Annotated in this window: 22 protein-coding genes; 9 read left to right on the forward strand and 13 right to left on the reverse strand. The window is 68.3% G+C overall.

The genetic code is table 11. The features are described from left to right. From NBRGI_RS44110 to NBRGI_RS22805, 3 genes are all read right to left on the reverse strand, one after another. Positions 1-511, reverse strand: a 511-nt coding sequence (locus tag NBRGI_RS44110; RefSeq protein WP_036560433.1) for a DUF305 domain-containing protein, incomplete at its 3' end; no start/stop codon positions are given. 82 nt (positions 512-593) lie between these two features. Next, positions 594-1154, reverse strand: a complete 561-nt coding sequence (locus NBRGI_RS22800) for a DUF6153 family protein (RefSeq protein WP_029899283.1) — start codon at positions 1152-1154, stop codon at positions 594-596. A 54-nt stretch (positions 1155-1208) separates the two neighbouring features. Next, entirely contained in the window at positions 1209-1793 is a 585-nt protein-coding gene (locus NBRGI_RS22805) for an AMIN-like domain-containing (lipo)protein (protein ID WP_051727963.1), read from the reverse strand. A 164-nt stretch (positions 1794-1957) separates the two neighbouring features. Between NBRGI_RS22805 and NBRGI_RS22810 the strand changes: the two genes are divergently transcribed. The 3 genes from NBRGI_RS22810 (at position 1958) to NBRGI_RS22820 (ending at position 4837) form a co-directional block, all read left to right on the forward strand. Next, complete coding sequence (locus NBRGI_RS22810; RefSeq protein WP_029899285.1) at positions 1958-2563, forward strand: hypothetical protein; 606 nt, start codon at positions 1958-1960, stop codon at positions 2561-2563. Between the two features lie 118 nt (positions 2564-2681). Then, entirely contained in the window at positions 2682-3833 is a 1152-nt protein-coding gene (locus NBRGI_RS22815) for a class I SAM-dependent methyltransferase (RefSeq protein ID WP_029899286.1), read from the forward strand. Positions 3834-3973: 140 nt separating this feature from the next. Next, positions 3974-4837, forward strand: coding sequence for a Bax inhibitor-1/YccA family protein (locus NBRGI_RS22820; protein ID WP_029899287.1), 864 nt, complete (start codon positions 3974-3976; stop codon positions 4835-4837). A gap of 57 nt (positions 4838-4894) precedes the next feature. Here NBRGI_RS22820 and NBRGI_RS22825 read toward each other — a convergent pair whose 3' ends face one another. From NBRGI_RS22825 to NBRGI_RS22835, 3 genes are read right to left on the reverse strand one after another with little or no spacing between them, the layout of a single operon-like run. Beyond that, complete coding sequence (locus NBRGI_RS22825; RefSeq protein ID WP_029899288.1) at positions 4895-6115, reverse strand: acetyl-CoA C-acetyltransferase; 1221 nt, start codon at positions 6113-6115, stop codon at positions 4895-4897. A 40-nt stretch (positions 6116-6155) separates the two neighbouring features. Then, positions 6156-7046: an SGNH/GDSL hydrolase family protein gene (locus tag NBRGI_RS22830; protein WP_029899289.1), complete on the reverse strand. Its 891-nt coding sequence runs from the start codon at positions 7044-7046 to the stop codon at positions 6156-6158. 20 nt (positions 7047-7066) lie between these two features. Further along, the gene (locus NBRGI_RS22835) at positions 7067-7546 is read right to left on the reverse strand and encodes a hypothetical protein (protein ID WP_029899290.1); all 480 of its coding nucleotides are present in this window, start codon (positions 7544-7546) and stop codon (positions 7067-7069) included. A 108-nt stretch (positions 7547-7654) separates the two neighbouring features. Here NBRGI_RS22835 and NBRGI_RS22840 point away from each other — a divergent pair, with 108 nt between their 5' ends. Next, a complete protein-coding gene (locus tag NBRGI_RS22840; RefSeq protein WP_029899291.1) occupies positions 7655-9031 on the forward strand; it encodes a cystathionine beta-synthase in 1377 nt (458 codons plus the stop codon). A 39-nt stretch (positions 9032-9070) separates the two neighbouring features. Here NBRGI_RS22840 and NBRGI_RS22845 read toward each other — a convergent pair whose 3' ends face one another. After that, positions 9071-9877, reverse strand: a complete 807-nt coding sequence (locus NBRGI_RS22845; RefSeq protein WP_029899292.1) for a DUF72 domain-containing protein — start codon at positions 9875-9877, stop codon at positions 9071-9073. A gap of 26 nt (positions 9878-9903) precedes the next feature. Beyond that, positions 9904-11274 carry a purine-cytosine permease family protein gene (locus tag NBRGI_RS22850; RefSeq protein ID WP_029899293.1) on the reverse strand — a complete coding sequence of 457 codons (1371 nt, stop codon included), beginning with the start codon at positions 11272-11274 and terminating at the stop codon, positions 9904-9906. Positions 11275-11642: 368 nt separating this feature from the next. On the opposite strand from NBRGI_RS22850, the gene NBRGI_RS22855 reads away from it, so the two are divergent. After that, complete coding sequence (locus tag NBRGI_RS22855) at positions 11643-12773, forward strand: AbrB family transcriptional regulator (RefSeq protein ID WP_051727964.1); 1131 nt, start codon at positions 11643-11645, stop codon at positions 12771-12773. Here NBRGI_RS22855 and NBRGI_RS22860 read toward each other — a convergent pair. Beyond that, positions 12770-13240, reverse strand: coding sequence for a DUF4254 domain-containing protein (locus NBRGI_RS22860; protein WP_029899295.1), 471 nt, complete (start codon positions 13238-13240; stop codon positions 12770-12772). The genes NBRGI_RS22855 and NBRGI_RS22860 overlap by 4 nt on opposite strands. Before the next feature lie 399 nt (positions 13241-13639). Between NBRGI_RS22860 and NBRGI_RS44115 the strand changes: the two genes are divergently transcribed. Then, complete coding sequence (locus NBRGI_RS44115) at positions 13640-14524, forward strand: mechanosensitive ion channel family protein (protein WP_370627816.1); 885 nt, start codon at positions 13640-13642, stop codon at positions 14522-14524. Between the two features lie 60 nt (positions 14525-14584). On the opposite strand, the gene NBRGI_RS22870 is transcribed toward NBRGI_RS44115, so the two are convergent. Then, the gene (locus NBRGI_RS22870) at positions 14585-14962 is read right to left on the reverse strand and encodes a DUF6401 family natural product biosynthesis protein (protein WP_029899297.1); all 378 of its coding nucleotides are present in this window, start codon (positions 14960-14962) and stop codon (positions 14585-14587) included. A gap of 108 nt (positions 14963-15070) precedes the next feature. Continuing rightward, the gene (locus NBRGI_RS22875; RefSeq protein ID WP_014988089.1) at positions 15071-16246 is read right to left on the reverse strand and encodes an acyl-CoA dehydrogenase family protein; all 1176 of its coding nucleotides are present in this window, start codon (positions 16244-16246) and stop codon (positions 15071-15073) included. A 250-nt stretch (positions 16247-16496) separates the two neighbouring features. Between NBRGI_RS22875 and NBRGI_RS22880 the strand changes: the two genes are divergently transcribed. Further along, positions 16497-17642, forward strand: coding sequence for a cystathionine gamma-synthase (locus NBRGI_RS22880; protein ID WP_029899298.1), 1146 nt, complete (start codon positions 16497-16499; stop codon positions 17640-17642). A 107-nt stretch (positions 17643-17749) separates the two neighbouring features. Here NBRGI_RS22880 and greA read toward each other — a convergent pair whose 3' ends face one another. Together greA and NBRGI_RS22890 are read right to left on the reverse strand one after the other, a co-directional pair. Beyond that, the gene (greA, locus tag NBRGI_RS22885) at positions 17750-18244 is read right to left on the reverse strand and encodes a transcription elongation factor GreA (protein WP_014988087.1); all 495 of its coding nucleotides are present in this window, start codon (positions 18242-18244) and stop codon (positions 17750-17752) included. 333 nt (positions 18245-18577) lie between these two features. Further along, positions 18578-19027, reverse strand: coding sequence for a DUF4307 domain-containing protein (locus tag NBRGI_RS22890; RefSeq protein ID WP_014988086.1), 450 nt, complete (start codon positions 19025-19027; stop codon positions 18578-18580). Positions 19028-19146: 119 nt separating this feature from the next. Here NBRGI_RS22890 and mca point away from each other — a divergent pair, with 119 nt between their 5' ends. Together mca and NBRGI_RS44120 are read left to right on the forward strand one after the other, a co-directional pair. Beyond that, positions 19147-20013, forward strand: coding sequence for a mycothiol conjugate amidase Mca (gene mca, locus NBRGI_RS22895; protein ID WP_029899299.1), 867 nt, complete (start codon positions 19147-19149; stop codon positions 20011-20013). Beyond that, the gene (locus NBRGI_RS44120) at positions 20013-20282 is read left to right on the forward strand and encodes a hypothetical protein (RefSeq protein WP_014988084.1); all 270 of its coding nucleotides are present in this window, start codon (positions 20013-20015) and stop codon (positions 20280-20282) included. The genes mca and NBRGI_RS44120 overlap by 1 nt, the downstream gene beginning before the upstream one ends.

Here is a 20282-nt window from a genome sequence, read left to right on the forward strand (position 1 = left end):
CGGCCATGGCGATCGCGCCGGTGTGATGCTCGATCATCATGGTCAGCCACTGCCGGTCGAAGTCGGGACCCGACGCGGCATGCAGGGCGTTCATCTGCTCGGGGGTCATGATCCCCGGCATGTTGTGCCCGGTGTGTCCGCCGGTGTCCGGAGCGGGCTTGCCGAAACTCTGCAGCAGCGTCGTAATCTGCCGCATCTCCGGAGCCTGCGCCTGCTCGACGCCGGTGGCGAGAGCCTGCAACTGCGGGTTCTGGCTGCGGCTCGGTACCAGCTTCGCCATCTCCACCGCCTGTGCGTGATGCGGATACATCATCTGCAGGAAGGTGACATCGGCGTCGTTGAAGTCGGTGCGGGCCGCGGGCGCGCCGGCCGACGCGGACGTGCTCGAACTGCCGTGATCCATGCCGGGCATGGTGTTCGAGTCGTTGTCGCCGCAGCCCGCGGCGAACAGCGCGGTGACGGTGGTGACCGCGGCGACAGCGGTCGTGATCCGGGTACGGCTGGTGAACATGGTTGTGCTCCTTGCGTATTGCGAATGACTGGGTTTCGGGCACGACAAAGCGACGACCGTTCGAGCGGTCGCCGAGCGTCTGTCAGATCCGCAGAATCGACAATTCGGCCAGGGAAAGCACGGTCCAGGGCGGTGCGCGTTCGCGCCGGGGCCGCCGGTGGCGTAGCGGCGCGGCGGCGGCGCCCGACCGGTCGACAGCCAGCCGGTAGAGCACGATCAGGGCCAGCAGCAGAGCGACAGCAGCCAGGATGAACACGCAGCCGTGCAGCGCGCCGTGCGTGCCGGAGCAGCCGGCGCCGCCGCAGTTCGGCCCGTTCGAGCCGGGCTCGCTGTCGGCTGCGCGGACCGGCGCTGCCGGTACCGCGTCGCCGTGCTCGGTCGGCAGGAGCACGGCGTGGCCAGAGCCGGCGTGGTCGTTCGACCCGGCCTCGACGGAGCCGACGACCGGGCCGGGAGCGTGCTCGCTACCCAGCATTGCGGCAGCCGGGTCGGCGCGCGCTGTGTGGGCGACAGTCGAAGCATGTCCATGGGCGGGCGTGGAGAAAACCGCCGTGTGCATGGCGACGATTCCGGCCAGAAGCACCAGCGCACTCAGCGCCCGGGCGAGCCCGGGTGCGGGGAGCGGTAGGCGCTGTTCGACCACACGGCCAGTGTAGTGACGGCCGGCCTGCCGCTTCTTGATACCCCCAGGCGGTACCTACTGCTTCGGGGTGGCGATGTCGATGACCAGGCGCGTCGGATTGCTCAGCGTGCTGACGGAGAATCCGGGCCGGTCCGCCTCGACGCCGATGAACGACTGCGTGGTCCCCTCGAACACGAGGGTCCGGTAGACGCCCGCGACGCCGGGAGCGCTCGGGTCGCGCGCCGGATCGGGACCCGTGTACGGCGTGACCGCGCTGTCGAACGGATACGCCGAACCGAGGATCTGCACCTCGAGAATGGAGGCGCCTGCCACGTCGACCGGCTTGCCGCTGCCGTCCTGCACGGCCCGGTCGGTGTACTGCACGATCCAACCCGGCGTGCCCTTGCCGCCGAGGTCGTATACCACCCGGTCGAAGCCGGGCTGGTGCCCGATCCGGATGTTGGTCACCGTGAGGCCCGCATCGCCGGAGGCGGTGCCGCGCTTGGGTAGTGCGTCGCGGGTGACCGGGGGCGCCTCGGCGAGGGTGCCGGTGGTCGAGGAACTCGCGGCAGGGGTGCTCGCGGTGGATCCGTCGTCGCTGCCGCAGCCCGCGAGCAGCCCGGCCATCGCGACGACCGTGCACACCGTCCTGTTACGCATGTGGCTGATGGTAAACGCTGACCGCGGCGATGCGCGGGATTTGCGGGTTTCTCGATGTTTGCCATCGACCGGCCGGGTCGTTGAACCGGTGCCCGGCCTGCCTCGTTGTTGTCGATGACCGGGCGCGTACCGCGCCCCGCCGATCGCTCCGGAGGGTACGAAAAATGTTGTCGATCAAGCGCTTCCAGCCAGTAGCCGGGCCATTCGCCGCTGCCTCGGTGCTTCTCGTCGGTTTGCTGAGTGCATGCGGCAGCCCCGCGCCGGAGCCGCCGGTGGCCGCCGCGGCATCACCCGTGGCGGTGTCGGCCGCCGCGCAAGCGCCCGGCGCGGCGGCGCAGAGCGAGTCGCCTGCCAAGACGCAGGACTGGTTGCAGATCTACCGTGGCGCCGCCCCGACCGGCGCGAATGCCGTACAGCTCGCGGTCGCCGACAATGCTGCTGTCGGACAGCATGTTACGGCTACCGGACGTGCGGTGTACCGATTCGACAAGGACACCGCCCGGCCGTCCGCCTCGAACTGTGCGGGCGACTGCGCCGCGAAATGGCCGCCGGTGCTCGCCCAGCGTGGCCAGGCGATATACGTCACAGGGGTGGACCCGCAACTCATCGGCTTCGTCGAACGTGCCGATGGCGCATGCCAAGTCACGGTCGCGGGCTGGCCGGTCTACTTCTTCGCCGCCGACGCGAAACCCGGCGATCTGCTCGGGCAAGGCGTCGGCGGGGTATGGCACGCGGTGACCCCTACCGGCGGCAAGGTAGGGGGCAACTGAGCTGAATAAGCTGCGCTGCTGGGCTTTTCGCCCGACGCGCAGTACGCCACGCCGTGCGGAATCGGCGAATTGCCGGGGCCGATGTGACGTCAGGGCAACGATCTAGCACACTTGAGGCGTGACAGATGTCGAGGAGGTACTCAGCCGGCTGCGGCGGTATCCGGATGTGGAGGCCCTGAACCTCTACGCCGTGGATGCCGCCGATCGGCTGATCCTCGACGTCGCCGCCGAGGCGCTGACCACCGCCGATAGCGGAAAGATAGCTATACTCGGTGACGCGTACGGCGCGCTGACCATCGGCGCCATCGCGGCGCACGACCTGCGCGACGTCCGGGTGCATCAGGATCTGCTCACCGGCGAACTGGCGCTGGCCAACAACGCCCGCGCCCTGGGATTCGCCGACCGCTACGCCGCACACCCGCTCGGCGCCGGGCTGCTCGACGGTGTGCGCGTGGTCCTGCTGCGACTGCCCCGGGCCCTGGCCGGGCTGACCGAGGTCGCCGACGCCATCGCGCGCTACGCCGACCCGGACGTGGTGGTCTTCGCGGGCGGGCGGGACAAGTACCTGACCAAATCGATGAACGATGTGCTGGCGCAGTCCTTTTCCGAGGTGCGGGCCAGTCGTGGCCGGCAGAAGTCGCGCACGCTGCTGGTAACGGGGCCGAAACCGGTGGGCAGCCCGCCGTTTCCGGTGCGCGACCGGCTCGACGACCTCGACATCGATGTGGTGGCGCACGGTGCGGCCTTCTCCGGTGCGCGGCTGGACATCGGCACGCGATTCCTGCTGCAACACCTGAAATGGATGAAACCCGATGCCCGCGAGGCGATCGACCTCGGCTGCGGCACCGGGATACTGGCCGTCGCGCTGGCGAAGGCGCGTCCCGGCATCAAGGTGGTCGGCACCGATCAATCCGCCGCGGCGGTGGCCTCGGCCCGGGCGACGGTGGCCGTCAACGAGGTCGCCGATCGGGTGACCGTGGTGCGCGACGACGCGATGTCCTCGGCCGCCGCCAACAGCGCGGATCTCGTGCTGTGCAACCCGCCCTTCCACGTCGGCGCCGCCGTGCACACCGGATCGGCGATCAAGATGTTCGCCGAGACCGGCCGCGTGCTGCGGCCCGGCGGCGAGTTGTGGACGGTGTTCAACTCGCATCTGAACTACCGCGGGGTGATCGAGCGGATGGTCGGCCACACCGATGTGGTCGGTCGCAACCGCAAATTCACGGTCACTCGGTCCGTGCGTGGTTTACACGACGCGCAGCAGCGGTAGAGTCCGAATTGTCCGCCTAGGTGCTGTTCCCGGGAAAACGCTTCCGGGGAACTAGAACAGGGCAGTGAACGTTGGACCAAGCAGTTGGATGATCGAGTGAAAGCTCGGCGAACAGCGGCAACGACCAGAAAGGGACGCACGTGCGTACCACGAGCAATCCGGTTTTCAGAAACCTGCCTCGGCAAGAGGGCGGTGGCTACGCCAACTTCGGGTCGGGCGTCGCCGGCGCGGGACAGATGGGTCAGCAGTTCGGTAACCAATACGGACAGCAGTACCAGCAGCCGCAGCCCTATCAGCAGGCGCCCGCGGGCACCCGCGCGATGACCATCGACGACGTGGTCACCAAGACCGCCATCACGCTGGGCGTGCTCGCCCTGTCGGCGATCGTCTCCTACGGCCTCACCAACGCGAACACCTCGCTGGCTCCGCTGTTCGTCATCGGCGGCGGCCTGATCGGCCTGGTGCTGGTGCTGATCGCGTCGTTCGCGAACAAGATGGACAACCCGGTCCTCGTGCTCTCGTACGCGGTGTTCGAGGGTCTGTTCGTCGGTGCGCTGTCGTTCATGTTCACCAACATCGAGTTCGGCGGCGTCGGCGGTAGCGCGCTCATCGCGCAGGCGGTGCTCGGCACCTTCGGCGTATTCGCGGGCATGCTGGTGGTGTACAAGACCGGTGCGATCCGGGTGACTCCGCGCTTCACCAGGATGATCGTCGGCGCGATGATCGGCGTGCTGGTGCTCGCGCTCGGCAACCTGGTCGCCGGTTTCTTCATCTCCGGCGGGCTCGGCCTGCGTGACGGCGGCCCGCTCGCCATCGTCTTCAGCCTGGTCGTCATCGCGATCGCGGCGTTCAGCTTCCTGCTCGACTTCGACGCCGCCGACCAGCTCATCCGCGCCCAGGCGCCGGAGAAGGCCGCCTGGGGCGTCGCCCTCGGCCTGACCGTCACCCTGGTCTGGCTCTACGTCGAGATCCTGCGGCTGCTGAGCTACTTCCAGCGCGACTGATAACCTGACACAGACAAAAGACCCCCGGTCCGTTGGGCCGGGGGTCTTTTCGTAGGACTAGCTCAGGCGCTCGATGACCATCGCCATGCCCTGGCCGCCGCCGACGCACATGGTCTCCAGACCGAACTGCTTGTCGTAGGTCTGCAGGTTGTTGAGCAGCGTGGTGGTGATGCGGGCACCGGTCATGCCGAACGGATGGCCGAGCGCGATCGCGCCGCCGGAGACGTTCATCTTGTCCTCGTCGATCTTCAGCTCGCGGGCCGACCCGAGCACCTGCACCGCGAACGCCTCGTTGATCTCGACCAGGTCGATGTCGTCGATCGACTTGCCCGCCAAGGCGAGTGCGCGCTTGCACGCCTCGATCGGGCCGAGACCCATGATCTCGGGCGAGAGGCCGGAGACACCGGTGGAGACGATGCGGGCCAGCGGGGTCAGGCCCAGCTCCTTGGCCTTGGTGTCACTCATGATGACCAGCGCGGCGGCGCCGTCGTTGAGCGGACAGCAGTTACCGGCGGTGACCGTGCCATCCGGGCGGAAGACCGGCTTCAGCTGGCTGACCGCCTCGTAGGTGACGCCCGCGCGCGGGCCGTCGTCCTTGGACACCACGGTGCCGTCGGGCAGCGTGACCGGGGTGATCTCGCGCTCGAAGAAGCCGTTCTTGATCGCCTCCTCGGCCCGGTTCTGCGACCGCACACCCCAGCGGTCCTGCTCCTCGCGGGTGATACCGGTGAAGCTGGCGACGTTCTCGGCGGTCTGGCCCATCGCGATGTAGGCGTCCGGAATCAGGCCGTCCTGGCGCGGGTCGTGCCACGCGCCCGTGCCGCCCTCTGCGGTCTTCGCGGTGCGCGCCTGCGCCTCGGCGAACAGCTCGTTCTGCGTGTTCGGCCAGCTGTCGGCGGAACCGTTCTTGTACCGGGACACGGTCTCGACGCCCGCGGAAATGAAGACGTCACCCTCGCCCGCCTTGATGGCGTGGAAGGCCATCCGGGTGGACTGCAGCGACGACGCGCAGTAGCGGTGCACCGTGGTGCCCGGTACCAGGTCGTAACCCAGCTGCACGGCGACGATGCGGGCGATGTTGAAACCGGACTCGCCACCCGGCGAACCGCAGCCGAGAATCAGGTCATCGATCTGGTTGGGGTCCAGAGCGGGCACCTTGTCGAGTGCCGCGCGGACGATCTGGGTGGTCAGGTCGTCGGGCCGCATGTCGACCAGCGATCCCTTGGCCGCCCGGCCGATCGGGGAACGGGCAGTCGAGACGATGACAGCCTCAGGCATGAGGACTCCTTTGTCGGAGGGTACGAGCGAGCCCGCTTTGTTACTCGCGGGTTCTTACCGAATCTACGTCGCGCCCCGGGGCACGAGCACCCGGGGTCGGCTCGCCGAGCACCTCGAGCAGGACCGGAAGCAACTGTGCCGCGGCCAGTTCGTAGCCCGCCGCCGACGGATGGAAACCGTCCTCGGCGAACAGCAATTCGGGTTGGGCCCGGAATTCCGGCGCGAGCAGATAGCCCATCGGCACCGGGACACCCCCCGCGACGGTGGTGGCCACGGTCTGCGCCCGGGCCAGGCGCAGACTCCAGTTGTGTACCACCGTGCGCAGCGGCTGCGGAATCGCGGTCACGGTACCGAGATTCGGGCACGTGCCGACCACCACCACGGCATCGGCGCGGCTCAGCCGGGCGACCGCCGCGGCCAGCCGGCGCGCGGAGGCCCGGACCGAGTGCTTCTTGGTGATGTCGTTGGCGCCGATCAGGATGACCGCCGCGTCCGGCGGTGGGCCCGCCACGAACATCGCGTCCACCTGACCGGACAGGCCCTTGGAGGTGGCGCCCGAGATCGCCTTGGTGCTCAATCGGATTCGCTGCTGCGTGGCCTGGGCGAGCCCGCGGGCCAGCCGCACCCCGGGGACCTCGTCGGCGACCCGGCAGCCGACGCCGGCCGCGGTGGAATCGCCGAAGATCATCAGGTGCAGGTCGGCCTTTCTGCCCGCGCGCCAGGGTTCCGGCGCCAGGCAGCCCGCGGTGTAGATGCCGTCCGCCTCAGGCGGTTTCGAGGTGTCGCGCCCGATCACGCCGCGCGCGGTGCCCGCCTGTGCGGTCAGCAGCCGGTAGGCGGCCCACCATGCGGTGCCTGCGCCGGAACCGGCCAGCACGGTCGCGGCACCGGTTACCGCTGCGGTGCGCCAGCCGACCCGTGGTGCGTTCACAGAAGTTAAAGATACCGACTTTACGCAGGCGGGGCAGGGGGAGCGGGGACGTCGAACGAGCCGCGCGCGGGGATGCTCGCGGCGTCGGTGGAGACCGTCACCTCGATGCGTCCGGGCCCGGTGTCCTGGAACAGCGCGTACTGGATGCTGCCGTACATGCTGGTCACCACGGTGTCTTCGTACCGGCCCGCCGCGCCGGTGGTGGTGTTGCGCCAGTCGACCATGGTGCGCACCTCGCAGACCGGGGCGAACGGATAGTCACCGGACCCGACGCCGGCCAGCGGCAGCGCCTGGATGTTCAGGATCGCGCGGCCCGGCCAGGCCGGGTTGACGTCGGCCCAGGTGCGGATGCTGGTCCAGCAGAGACCGCCGTGCGCGAGCGTCGGCACCTGCGGGAACTCGGTGGTCACTGCGTTGGCTGGTGCACCGGGTCCGACCAGCGCGGCGAGTGCCGCTCCGGCCAGCACGACACCGGCACGGGCGATGTTCGGCTGCCTCATGTGGGGGATCCTAAAGGCGGGCGTACCCGTTTCCCGGTTTGTCGCGCGGTAGGGGTTCCGCGTGGCGTGCGCGAACTCACACTCCGGGCATCTGGAACGATGGGGGTCATGCGCATCGCCGACCATGTCGTGGACCTCATCGGCAACACGCCGTTGGTCCGGTTGAACTCTGTCATCGAACCGACTGCGGGATTGCTCGCGGCCAAGATCGAATATCTGAATCCGGGCGGCAGCTCCAAGGACCGGATCGCGGTGAAGATGATCGAGGCCGCCGAGCAGTCCGGACAGCTGCGGCCCGGTGGCACCATCGTCGAACCCACCTCTGGCAACACCGGCGTCGGCCTCGCACTGGTCGCCCAGCAGCGCGGCTACCACTGCGTCTTCGTCTGCCCCGACAAGGTCAGCGAGGACAAGCGCAACGTGCTGCGCGCGTACGGCGCCGAAGTCGTGGTGTGCCCGACCGCGGTGGCGCCGGAAGATCCGGCCAGCTACTACAGCGTCTCGAATCGCCTGGTCCAGGAGATCGACGGGGCGTGGAAGCCGGACCAGTACTCCAACCCGGGCGGCCCGGAAAGCCACTACGAGACCACCGGTCCGGAGATCTGGCGCGACACCGAGGGCAAGATCACCCACTTCGTCGCGGGCGTCGGCACCGGCGGCACGATCAGCGGCACCGGTCGGTACCTCAAGGAGGTGTCGGGCGGCAAGGTGAAGATCATCGGCGCCGATCCCGAGGGCTCGGTCTACTCCGGCGGCACCGGTCGGCCCTACCTGGTCGAGGGCGTCGGCGAGGACTTCTGGCCCTCGGCCTACGATCCGGCCATCCCGGACGAGATCATCGCGGTCTCCGACGCCGACTCGTTCGATATGACCCGCCGCCTGGCCCGCGAGGAAGGGCTGCTGGTCGGCGGCTCGTGCGGGATGGCCGTGGTCGCGGCGATCGAGGTCGCCCGGCGGGATCCGGACGCGGTCGTGGTGGTGCTGCTGCCCGACGGCGGGCGCGGTTACCTGTCGAAGATCTTCAACGACAAGTGGATGGCCTCCTACGGCTTCCTGCGCGAACGGCTCGACGGCAGCACCGCCGAACCGCTGGTCGGTGATGTGCTGCGCGGCAAGTCGGGCGCCCTGCCGGACCTGGTGCACACGCACCCGTCCGAAACCCTGCGCGATGCCATCGAGATCCTGCGCGAGTACGGCGTCTCGCAGATGCCCGTGGTCGGCGCGGAACCGCCGGTGATGGCGGGCGAGGTCGCGGGCAGTGTCTCGGAGCGGGATCTGCTGTCCGCGGTGTTCGAAGGCCGTGCGCACCTGACGGATTCGGTGGCCCAGCACATGAGCGCCTCGTTCCCGCTGATCGGTTCCGGCGAGCCGATCTCGGCCGCGACCAAGGCGCTCTCGGACACCGACGCCCTGATGGTCGTCGAGGAGGGCAAACCGGTCGGCGTCATCACCCGGCACGACCTGCTCGGGTTCCTCAACGCGTAGTCGTGCGCGCACCCCTGCCCGGATGGCGCAGGGGTGCGGTCAGCTCAGCCTGGCCCGCAACGCGATCGCGTCACGCGGTGCCATGACCTTGGCGTCGTTGTCGAAATAGCAGTAGACGTCGTGGTCGGCGGACCAGGTGCGGATCTTCTCCGCCCACATGTCCAGGCCCGCGTCGGTGTAGCCGCTGACGTAGAGCTCGTCGTGGCCGTGCAGGCGGATATAGACGAAATCCGCGGTGACCTCTTCGAGCAAGGGGAACTTGCCCGCGGCATCGGCGACGACCACCGCGATCTCGTGTTCGGCCAGCAGATCGATGAACCGTGGCGTGCAGAAGCTCGGGTGCCGCACTTCGAGCGCGTGCCGGAGCGGGCGATCGGCATCGATGGTCGTATGCGCCGGATCCACCCGGTGGTCGTGCTGTTTCGCGATCGCGGCGGCGTGCGCGGTGGAGCGGGGCAGGTGCGTGCAGAAGGCCGTGAGCACGTCGGGATCGAACTGGAAGTTCGGCGGCAGCTGCCACAGGATCGGTCCCAGCTTCGGGCCGAGGGCCAGCACGCCGGAGGCGAGGAAGTTCGCCAGCAGCTCGTCGCCGTCGCGCAGCCGTTTCATATGGGTGATGAACCGGCTGCCCTTCACCGCGAACACGAAATCGTCCGGCGTCAGGCTCGCCCAGTTCTGATAGCTCGAAGGGCGTTGCAGCGCATAGAAAGAACCGTTGATCTCGACGCTGTTCAGCCGCTCCGACAGATACGCGAGCTCGCGCTTCTGCGGCACGCCTTTGGGATAGAAGACACCACGCCAGGGCGGATACACCCATCCCGACGTGCCGATCCGGATCTGGCCCATGTCTCCATCGTGGCAGCAGTGCCCGGCTAGGCGGCGGATTTGCGCGCGGCCGCGACCCGTCCGAACACCCAGGCGACCAGCACCGCGGCCAGGAACGACAGCAGCGACGCGCTCATCCACGCCTGCTTGCCGAAGTGCAGCAGCTCCTGCACGCGCACCCAGAAATCGGTCCACGCCCCGGCATCGCCCGGGTTGATCAGCTGGTAGACCGTGAGCCCGGCGAGCCAGGCGACGACCATGCCCCAGCGGGGCGGGGCGTCGGCGGCGGTGTTCCATTCACCCCGGGCCCGCAGGAAGAAGTCGGCGACGAGCACGCCGAGCAGCGGCACGAACACCGAGCCGATCAGCCCGAGGAAGCCGAAGTAGTTGGCCATGTCCAGGCGCAGCGCGAGCAGCGTGATCAGCACGCCGAGCCCGATCGAGAGCACCCGCCGGTCGAGGCGCGGCCACAGGTTCTGGATCGACACGGCGGTGGAGTACACGTTGGCGAAGGACTGGTCCGCCTCGCGCAGCACGAAGACGAAGAAGAACAGGCCGCCCAGCGTCACCTGGAGGAACGGCGAGTACTGGCCCGCGCCGGTCGCGCGGGCCAGTGCGAACAGGCCGAGGATGTAGGCGACGATCTGGGTGAGCGCGTACGCGCCGCTCGCCGCGCCGAAAGCGCTGCGGGTACTGCGCGCGTGCCGGGTGTAGTCGGCGGCCACCGGCACCCAGGAGATGGACACCGCCAGCGCCGCGTCGGTGGCGATCCAGAAGAGATTCCAGTCGACGCCGAACGGGCCGCTGCCGTGCGGACCGGGGTTGGCCGTCAGATCGGGCAGGCCGCCGCGGAAGAACTGGATGTAGAACCAGACCAGCGCGATCACGACACCGACCGTGACGAACCGGCGCAGCATCCGGACCGAACCGAGCGGCCAGATGGTCAGCACGGTGGTGAGCACACCGGCCGCCACCACGTACAGCCAGTGCGGTCCGCCGCCGAACAATTCGTCGGCCGCGTCACCGATCACGATCAATTCGAAAGTGCCCCAACCGATCAGCTGGGCGATGTTCAACACGGTCGGCAGGTAACTCAGTTTCGCGCCGAACAGCCCGCGCAGCAGCACCATCGCGGGTTTGCCGGTGCGCGCGCCCGGCACCGCGGCCAGGCCGAGCATGACGCCGCCGACGACCGTGCCGACGATCATCGCGAGGATGCCCGCGGCGATGGAGAGCTGGGCCGCGCCGTCGGTATTCGGCGCGAGCACGGTGTACGCGCCGGAGAAGGCGATGAGGCTGACGCCGAGGTTTGCCCAGAATGCGCTCTGATCCCAGAAGGACAGCACCTTGGGGGCGGGCTCGTCGAGGGTGAACGGTGCTTCGTGCCGTTCGGAGTTGTGCAGGGTCGATGCAGACATGCCCGAAACGCTCTTCCTACGCCGGCATTACCCGGACAGGTTCATGCGGTCGGCGAAGCGCTGGGGTCCGCCCTCTCAGCCCGGCCGTGCCCGAGCTCCCGCGGTGGGGTGATTCCGGCCGAATAGTACACGCGCCCCCTCGCCGAGCCCCGTGCTCCGCGGGTGCGAGGTACTTTGTAGTGGTGAACGATGAGTTCGCCAGCTCGTCGATCTGCACTACCTGATGTTCTTCGAATTGTGCGCGAGACTCCGAAATCCCCGCTCTGACATGGGGAATGGCGCAATTGCGTCGTGAATCACAACTGCCGCCAGCCCCGATAACGGAGCTGTAACGGATTGTTCATTAGCGGCAGCAAGGATTACTAGGTATGACGCGCAGGCAAGTGATCGGATGGGTAGCTCTGCTGGCCTCGGTGCTTGCCGGAGCGCATCTCCTCGATCGTGTGCACTTTCCGGCGCCGCAGATGATCCTGGCGATCGTCGTCGGCGGCGCGCTGGCGTTGACCGGGAATTTGCCGACCCCGCTCCCGCGCCGTCTCACGCTCGGTGTCCAGGGCATGCTAGGCGTGCTGATGGGCAGCTATCTGGAGATTTCGCTGTTGTCCAGCATCGGGTTGGCGCTGATCCCGGTGCTTGCGGTGACGGTCGCGACGCTGGTGATCAGCTTGCTCGTCGCGGTCGTGTTCGCCCGCCTCGCGCACGTGGAGTTGCCGACCGCGACGCTCGGCCTGCTGGCCGGCGGCTCTGCCGCGGTAGTGGCCTGCGCCGACGATATGGACGCCGATCCGCGTCAGGTGGCGTTCATGCAGTACCTGCGGGTCGCGCTGGTCGCGGTGAGCGCGCCCGCGCTCGGCGCGCTGCTGAACAACAACACCAGCGGACTCACGGCCCCGCATGTGACCCTCGGCGGTGCCGTCACCAACCCGGACCTGCCGAGCTGGATGATCGTCGGACGTGGTGACCAGGTGGCCGGGCTCTCGATCGCGATCATGCTCTGCATCATCGGCACCAAGCTGGGCCGGCGACTGCACCTGCCGAGCCCCGCGTTGATCGGGCCGATGATGCTCACGGCGGTACTGACCGGCTTGGGCGTCAGTCACGGGTACGCGCCCACGAACCTGTTCAAAGACCTGCTGTTCGTGCTCATCGGTTTCGAGGTCGGCACCCGCTTCACCAGGGCCGTGGTCACCGAGATGGCACGGATGATCCCCGGTATGACGGTCACCATCGTCGCGCTCTCCGCCATCGTGGCCGGATTGGCTTTCGCGGTGGCCACCTTCGTCGATCTGGAGCTCTCCGACATCTATTTGGCGACCACGCCGGGCGGCATCAACGCGGTGCTGGCCACCGCCGAGTCGATGGACGCGAACCTGCCGCTGATCACCTGCGTGCAGAGTCTGCGGCTGCTGCTGATGGTGCTGATGCTGCCGCTGCTGACCCGCGGGATGCGCTGGGTGTCCCAGCGGCAGTTCGCGCCGCAGCCCGAACTCGTCGCCTAGGCCTTTCGCGTCCGCGCCGGCGCCGCGCCCATGATCAGGTCGGTCCACTCGTCCGCGAGCTGGGCCAGGCGATACCAGGCCGCGTGCACCCGGTCGTCGGACACCTGCTCCGCGGTGTGCAGCAGGTGGCTGGCGTGCACATGGGCGGCGGCCATCCGATCGACGGCGCCGCCGAGCGAACCCGACCGCAGGTGCTCGGTGTAGCGGCGGTGCGGCACCTGGGCGGCTACCCACGCGTCGATCGCCGCGACCAATTCGGCACGGCGGCAATCGATTCCGGCGGCCGCGAGCGGGTTGCCGCGGCGGGCCCGATGGAGCGCGCCCAGTGCGCGGGCCCAGCCGACGAGCGGATGGTCGGTGACCGGATCGCCGGGGCAGTCGCCGAAGGCGGCGACGAGTTCGCGCTGTTCGGGCAGGGGCCGGGCGGTGGCGCCCGTCGCGAGCAGTGCCCGATCACGCACGAACATCGCGGGCTCCCAACGGCTTACGGCTCGGTTCGGGGTAGGGGGCGCTTCGGTCGACGGGTTCGGCTGACAGCGGGTTCATGGTGCACCTCCGGGTGGTGTCGGGCGAGAGGCATTGCCCAATGCCGGATCCGGGTATCAGCGTGAACGGTCAACCTTGGCGTGTCGGTGACAGCGAGATGGCACTCCGATGACAGGTCGTAACAATCTTCTCCACGTACCGCGCGGTCGGTTGTGAACGGAGTCGCCCGACATATCGTTTCGAGTTAGTTGTCGCGCGGAATGCATCAATGTGGCAAATTAGCTGCAAACAGAGGGTTCGAGTGATGTCGCCGGGGTATAACCGGCCTTGAAGCAGCCTCGGCAAACCGCCCCGGCTAATCGGATAGCGAAGGGATGGGCATGTACACCTCCAGTTTGGCTATCGATTTCCAGCAGGGCCTCTCCGACGCATGGAGTTCCGTCGCCACGTTCGTCCCCAAACTGGCCGGATTCCTCGTCATCCTGCTCATCGGCTGGATCGTCGCGAAGATCGTGTCGACCATCGTGGACAAGGTGCTGGACCGGGTCGGCTTCGACCGTCTGGTCGAGCGCGGCGGGCTGCGGCAGATGATGTCGCGGAGTCGCTACGACGCCTCGGATCTGCTCGCGAAGCTGGCCTACTACGCGATCCTGCTGATCGCGTTGCAGCTCGGCTTCGGCGTGTTCGGTCCGAATCCGGTCAGCGATCTGCTCGACGGCATCGTCTCCTGGCTACCCAAGGCCGCGGTCGCGATCATCATCGTGGTCATCGCGGGCGCGATCGCCTCCGCCGTGCGTGACCTGGTCGGCAACATGCTCGGCGGTCTCTCCTACGGCGCGATGATCGGCCGGATCGCGGCCGTGTTCATCTGGGGCGTCGGCATCGTGGCCGCGTTGAACCAGATCGGGGTGGCCATGTCGGTCACCATGCCGATCCTGATCACCGTGCTCGCCACGATCGGCGGCATCCTGGTGGTGGGTGTCGGCGGCGGCATGGTTCGTCCGATGCAGCAGCGCTGGGAGAACTGGCTGAGCGGGCTGGAGGAGGAGATGCCCGCGGTCAAGGGCCATGCGGAGGCGTACTCGCGCGGCCGCGAAGACGCCTCGCGCGAGCAGCTGTGGATGGATCAGCAGGCCGCCCGCGGCCAGCAGGGCCAGCAGTGGGACGAGGGCGCGATGCACGGTGGCGGGTACCAGCAGGGCGGTGGTTCCTACCAGCGTTCCGGTGAATACATGGGCTACCGGGACCCGGGCACCGATCGCTGAATCATCAAGCGAGACAAAGGCGCCCGTCATCAGCCGAGCTGGTGACGGGCGTCTTCGCGGTCAGGCCGGGGTGCGCGACGCGTGCAGGCAGACGCCGGCCAGGCGCAGTTGCAACCAGTCCGCGCCCGCCCAGCCGCCGAGATCGCCGGGCGCGGCGCTGATGAGCGGAGTCCGCTCGGCGCCGACCGCGGCCTCGCGGACCTGATCGAGAAGTCCGCGGGCGTAACCCGCGAGCAGCACGTTCGCGGGTACCCGCGCGGCATCCTCGACACCCCATTCGAGGATGTCGCGCACGGCCGCCGCGTGCTGGTCCAGTGCCGCCGAGAGCGCGGGCAGCTGTGCCGCGGCAGCGAGCGCCGGTACCCCGTGCGTCTTGTGCAGGCGGTTCAATATCTTGCGTGCCGACACTTCGAGCAACGCGGGGCCGAGCAGGAACATGTTGCGATGCTAGCAACCGGCGTGTCTTGATGAAACTGTGACGATTCTCCCGTTCGGCTTGCGCCAATTGGTGAATTTCAGCAAATTACCGGCTTCGTATTCGGTCCGTCAGCGGAAGGCGTTCGCATCGGTGAGTGCGCGGCCGAGCACCAGCTGGTGCACCTCGGCCGTGCCCTCGTAGGTGAGCACCGACTCGAGGTTGTTCGCGTGCCGCAGCACGGGGTAGTCCAGCGTGATGCCGTTGGCGCCGAGGATGGTCCGGCACTCGCGGGCGATCGCGATGGCCTCCCGCGTGCTGTTCAGCTTGCCCGCGCTCACCTGCTCCGGGGTCACCGCGCCGCGGTCCTTCAACCGGCCGAGGTGCAGCGCCAGCAGCTGGCCCTTGCCGAATTCGAGGGCCATGTCCGCGAGTTTCGCCTGGGTCAGCTGGTAGGCCGCCAGGGGCTTGTCGAACACCTCACGGGTCCGGGCGTAATCGATGGTCGCGGCCAGGCAGTCCCGCGCGGCGCCGAGCGCGCCGAAGATGATCCCGAACCGGGCCTCGCTCAGACAGGCCAGCGGCGAGGCCAGCCCGCGCGACTGCGGCAGCACCGCGTCGGCGGGCAGCCGGACGTCGTCGAAATCGAGCTCGGCGGTCACCGAGGCGCGCAGCGACAGCTTGCGGTGCATCTCGCGCGCGGTGAAACCCTTGGTCCCGGCAGGCACCAGGAAACCGCGGATCACCTGCTTGCCCTCGTCCTCGGTCTGCGCCCACACCACCGCGACATCGGACACCGAACCGTTGGTGATCCACATCTTCGAACCGTTCAGTACCCAGTCGGAGCCGTCGCGCTTGGCCCTGGTGCGCATGCCGCCGGGATTGGAGCCGAAATCCGGCTCGGTGAGGCCGAAGCAGCCGATCGCGCGTCCCGCCGCCATCTCGGGCAGCCACTGCTGCTTCTGCTCCTCGGAGCCGTACTTGTGGATCGCGGTCATCGCGAGCGAACCCTGCACCGACACCATGCTGCGCACGCCGGAATCGACCGCCTCCAGCTCCTGGCACGCGAGCCCGTACATGGTGGCCGACATGCCCGCGCAGCCGTAGCCGTCCAGGTGCATGCCGAGCAGGCCCACCTTGCCCAGTTCGGGGGCGATCTCGCGGGCCGGGAAGGTGCCCGCCTCGAACCAGTCCGCGATGTGCGGGCGCAGCCGCTGTGCGGCGAAGGCGGCGACGGTGTCGCGGATCTCGCGCTCGTCGTCGGAGAGGAGGGAATCGATGGCGAACAGTTCTTCCACAGTGACCATGCGCTCAGCCTAATTGGCCGTCGTGCCGGTGAGATCGGGTTCACCACCCCTAGTGGCAGAAAATATTTCTGCCATGATGGCCAAGCTGTGGAATTACAACGGCGACCAGGGGTAAGTGCCTCGATCTGTCCGAGCGGCCTCGGACTCGGTGGCTTGCCGCGCGGAACAACGCGGTGCGAGCGGTGGTTCTACGACCCGGTAGCCCGACCAGGGGGTTGCCCGTCGATGGCCGCCAATTAGGGTGAGGTTCATGAGTGAATTCGGGTTCTCTACGCGCGCGGTGCATGCCGGGTTCGATCCTGATCCGCAGACCGGCGCGGTGAACGTGCCCATCTACGCGAGTTCGACCTTCGCCCAGGACGGGGTGGGCGGTCTGCGCGGTGGTTTCGAATACGCCCGCACCGGCAACCCGACCCGCTCCGCGCTGGAAGCGAACCTCGCCGCGCTCGAATCCGGCCGGTACGGCCGCGCTTTCGCGTCCGGTATGGCCGCCACCGACTGCGCCCTGCGGGCCACCCTGCGCCCCGGCGACCACATCGTCATCCCGGACGACGCCTACGGCGGCACCTTCCGCCTGATCGACAAGGTGTTCAGCCAGTGGGGCATCGAGCATTCGCCCGCGCACGTCTTCGACGTGGACGAGATGCGCGCGGCGATCCGCCCGAACACCAAGCTGGTGTGGGTCGAGACCCCGACCAATCCGCTGCTGAGCATCGGCGACATTCCGGCGCTGGCCGATGTCGCGCACGCCGCTGGCGCGAAGCTGGTGGTGGACAACACCTTCGCCACCCCGTACCTGCAGCAGCCGCTGCAGCTCGGCGCCGATATCGTGACGCACTCGACCACGAAGTACCTGGGCGGTCACTCCGATGTCGTCGGCGGCGCGCTGATCACCAACGATCCCGAACTCGACGCGGCGTTCGCGTTCCTGCAGAACGGCGCGGGTGCGGTGCCCGGTCCGTTCGACGCCTTCCTCACCATGCGCGGCACCAAGACGCTGGCCGTGCGGATGGACCGGCACTGCGACAACGCCGAGACCCTGGTCGAGTTCCTCGCCGGACACCCGGCGATCGCTCAGGTGATCTATCCCGGCCTGCCGGAGCATCCGGGTCACCAGGTGGCGGCCAAGCAGATGCGCCGGTTCGGCGGCATGATCTCGGTGCGGCTGCACGGCGGCGCCGACGCCGCCCGCGAGTTCTGCTCGCGGACCAAGGTTTTCACCCTGGCCGAGTCGCTGGGCGGGGTGGAATCGCTGATCGAGCACCCGGCCGCGATGACGCACGCGTCGACCGAGGGCTCCGTGCTGGAGGTGCCCGCCGACCTGGTCCGCCTGTCGGTCGGCATCGAGGACGCGGCCGATCTGCTCAACGACGTCGAGCAGGCGCTCGCGAGCTGACGGGACTGGCGGAGATGACGAAGCGGCCGCACCTGGCATCCGGGTGCGGCCGCTCGTGTCTCAGGGGGAAGGTACGGCCGGGTCGCGGTGCGGCCCGGCCGCAGGCGTCAGCTGTGGTAGGGCTCCGCGCTGACCAGGGTGACCTTCATGGTGTTGCCGTTGGGCAGCGTGTACTCGCGGGTCTCGCCGACCTTGGCGTCGATGAGCGCGCCGCCCAGCGGGGACGCCGGCGAGTAGGTCTCCAGCTTGGAGTCGTTCAGGCCCTCTTCGCGGGTCGCGATGAGGAAGGTCTCGGTGTCCGACTCGTCGCCGTCGTAGTAGACCTTGACGACCGAGCCGGGGAGCGCGACGCCGGACTTGGTCGGCGCGACGCCGACCTTGGCGTTGTTCAGCAGTTCCTGCAGCTGGCGAATGCGCGCCTCCTGCTGGCCCTGCTCCTCGCGCGCGGCGTGGTATCCGCCGTTCTCCTTGAGGTCGCCCTCTTCACGGCGTTCGTTGATCTCGGCAGCGATAACGGGACGATTGGCGATGAGCGCATCGAGTTCGCCCTTGAGCCTGTCGTGCGACTCCGGGGTCAGCCAAGTCACTTGCGTCTCAGTCATCTCGATCACTCCCTAGTAGTTGTTCCCGGCAGGCCGGGATTCCCTGATAACTGCCGCAGTACCCACCCGTGGGGCGGGCACGCACCAGTCGACGGCTAGAGCGATCCTGGGAAGTTCATCGAACCCCGACAGACCCTGGTTCCGGGCAAAGCTCATGATCCGGAACAGATAGCGCTGGCCGCCAATGCAGCAAACACGGCTCCGAACCCCGGAACCGTGTGTCAGGCCATTTTAGCATGAATCACAAACATGCAGGTCGGAGTTAATTTCGAGGATATCTGCTGCGGCAAATGCCGCAAATCGTCCAGGGTGGCGGTGCCCGTCGTTAGCTGGTCACTCCGCTCGCAGGTATTCGGGCACGTCCGCGCTGCACGCGTAGATGCTGCTCGAGGCCGGGCGCTCGGAGGCCTTGACCGTGGTGGTCAGCTGGATGGTGCCGCTGTCGGACGGCGGGATGAGCACCTCGCGGCGGCCGACCTCGACGCTGTCGCGGGCCATCGCGCGCACGAAGCAGACCACGGGTTGCTGCGGGTCCTTCCTGGTGACCTTGATCCGGATCGACATCGTGGCGTCGTCGACGACGACGTAGCCGAGTTGCTCGGACTCGATGTCCTTGGGGCCGTACTTCTGCCAGCCGAGGAAGGCGACGCCGCAGCCGAGTACCGCGACGGCCGCGATGAGCGCGGGGGCCAACCAGCGTGGACGCGCGGACGGCTGCTTTCCGTACCGATCGGTCGGTCTCTGGATCGCTGCCGGAGCCGTGGCGTCGTCGCGGTCGCCCATGTGATCGCTCCCGGGGGGTAAGTCGGAACAAATGTCGGTCGAATGGAACTATAGGGAACGAAGACCAGACACCCGCGAGCGAGAGCGATGGTGAACGAGACGTGAGTGGCCTTCGCCTCATGGCGGTGCATGCCCACCCCGACGACGAATCCAGCAAGGGTGCCGCGACGACCGCGCGGTACGCCGACGAGGGACACGACGTCCTCATCGTCACGCTGACCGGTGGGGAGCGCGGCAGCATCCTGAATCCCGCGATGGACACCCCGGGCGTCCTGGACCGGATCGACGAGATCCGCCGCGAGGAGATGGCCGCTGCGGCCCGCGCGCTCGGCGTGCGGCAGCACTGGCTCGGTTTCGTCGATTCCGGCCTGCCCGAAGGCGATCCGCTGCCGCCGCTGCCCGAGGGCAGCTTCGCGCTGGTGCCGCTGGAGGAGGCCACCGAGGCGCTGGTCCGGGTGGTGCGCGAGTTCCGGCCGCACGTGATGACCACCTATGACGAGCTCGGCGGTTACCCGCACCCCGACCACATCCGCTGCCACGAGGTGTCGATGGCCGCGTTCGAGGCGGCGGGCGACCCGGAGCGCTTCCCCGACGCGGGCGAGCCGTGGACGCCGCTGAAGCTGTACTACGACCACGGCTTCACCGCCCGGCGGATGGAAGTCTTCGCCGAGGAGTACGAGCGGATGGGCGAGCCGTTCCCGCTGCAGGAGTGGCTGGACCGGATGCGCAAGTACGTGCCCGAGCGCGGCGACGTGTTCTCCCGGGTCACCACGCAGATCGAATGCGCCAAGTACTTCCCGCAGCGCGACGACGCCCTGCGGGCGCACGCCACGCAGATCGACCCGAACGGCGCGTTCTTCGCCATCCCGCTGGAGCTACAGCAGCGGCTCTGGCCGACCGAGGAGTTCGAGCTGGCCAAGACCCGGGTGCGCACCGCGCTGCCGGAGACCGACCTGTTCGCCGGCATCGAAGACGAGCAGCGGTGATGCTGGTTCTGCTCGCCCAGACGAGCCCCGGCACGCCCACCGGACCCGAGTTCGGCAAGGCGTCGCCGCTGGGCTTCCTGATCATCCTGATCCTGCTGGCCGGCACGGTGCTGCTGGTGCGCTCGATGAACAAGCACATCAAGCGACTGCCCGCGACCTTCGAGCCGGATCATCCAGAACCGGATCAGGAAGCCGACGAGGGCACCGAGCACGGCATCACCAAGCGCACCGACGAGGCAGGCCCGGACGGGCCGCCGATCCGCACCTGA

Origin of the sequence: Nocardia brasiliensis IFM 10847 (assembly GCF_000710915.1) — a bacterium.
Classification (GTDB): domain Bacteria; phylum Actinomycetota; class Actinomycetes; order Mycobacteriales; family Mycobacteriaceae; genus Nocardia; species Nocardia brasiliensis_A.

Bases quoted from the DNA above. Each gene is read 5' to 3' on its own strand.
- NBRGI_RS22805 (WP_051727963.1), bottom strand. From the start codon at position 1,793: ATGCGTAACAGGACGGTGTGCACGGTCGTCGCGATGGCCGGGCTGCTC.
- NBRGI_RS22810 (WP_029899285.1), top strand. From the start codon at position 1,958: ATGTTGTCGATCAAGCGCTTCCAGCCAGTAGCCGGGCCATTCGCCGCT.
- NBRGI_RS22825 (WP_029899288.1), bottom strand. From the start codon at position 6,115: ATGCCTGAGGCTGTCATCGTCTCGACTGCCCGTTCCCCGATCGGCCGG.
- NBRGI_RS22835 (WP_029899290.1), bottom strand. From the start codon at position 7,546: ATGAGGCAGCCGAACATCGCCCGTGCCGGTGTCGTGCTGGCCGGAGCG.
- NBRGI_RS22840 (WP_029899291.1), top strand. From the start codon at position 7,655: ATGCGCATCGCCGACCATGTCGTGGACCTCATCGGCAACACGCCGTTG.
- NBRGI_RS22845 (WP_029899292.1), bottom strand. From the start codon at position 9,877: ATGGGCCAGATCCGGATCGGCACGTCGGGATGGGTGTATCCGCCCTGG.
- NBRGI_RS22850 (WP_029899293.1), bottom strand. From the start codon at position 11,274: ATGTCTGCATCGACCCTGCACAACTCCGAACGGCACGAAGCACCGTTC.
- NBRGI_RS22855 (WP_051727964.1), top strand. From the start codon at position 11,643: ATGACGCGCAGGCAAGTGATCGGATGGGTAGCTCTGCTGGCCTCGGTG.
- NBRGI_RS22860 (WP_029899295.1), bottom strand. From the start codon at position 13,240: ATGTTCGTGCGTGATCGGGCACTGCTCGCGACGGGCGCCACCGCCCGG.
- NBRGI_RS44115 (WP_370627816.1), top strand. From the start codon at position 13,640: ATGTACACCTCCAGTTTGGCTATCGATTTCCAGCAGGGCCTCTCCGAC.
- NBRGI_RS22870 (WP_029899297.1), bottom strand. From the start codon at position 14,962: ATGTTCCTGCTCGGCCCCGCGTTGCTCGAAGTGTCGGCACGCAAGATA.
- NBRGI_RS22875 (WP_014988089.1), bottom strand. From the start codon at position 16,246: ATGGTCACTGTGGAAGAACTGTTCGCCATCGATTCCCTCCTCTCCGAC.
- NBRGI_RS22880 (WP_029899298.1), top strand. From the start codon at position 16,497: ATGAGTGAATTCGGGTTCTCTACGCGCGCGGTGCATGCCGGGTTCGAT.
- greA (WP_014988087.1), bottom strand. From the start codon at position 18,244: ATGACTGAGACGCAAGTGACTTGGCTGACCCCGGAGTCGCACGACAGG.
- NBRGI_RS22890 (WP_014988086.1), bottom strand. From the start codon at position 19,027: ATGGGCGACCGCGACGACGCCACGGCTCCGGCAGCGATCCAGAGACCG.
- mca (WP_029899299.1), top strand. From the start codon at position 19,147: ATGGCGGTGCATGCCCACCCCGACGACGAATCCAGCAAGGGTGCCGCG.
- NBRGI_RS44120 (WP_014988084.1), top strand. From the start codon at position 20,013: ATGCTGGTTCTGCTCGCCCAGACGAGCCCCGGCACGCCCACCGGACCC.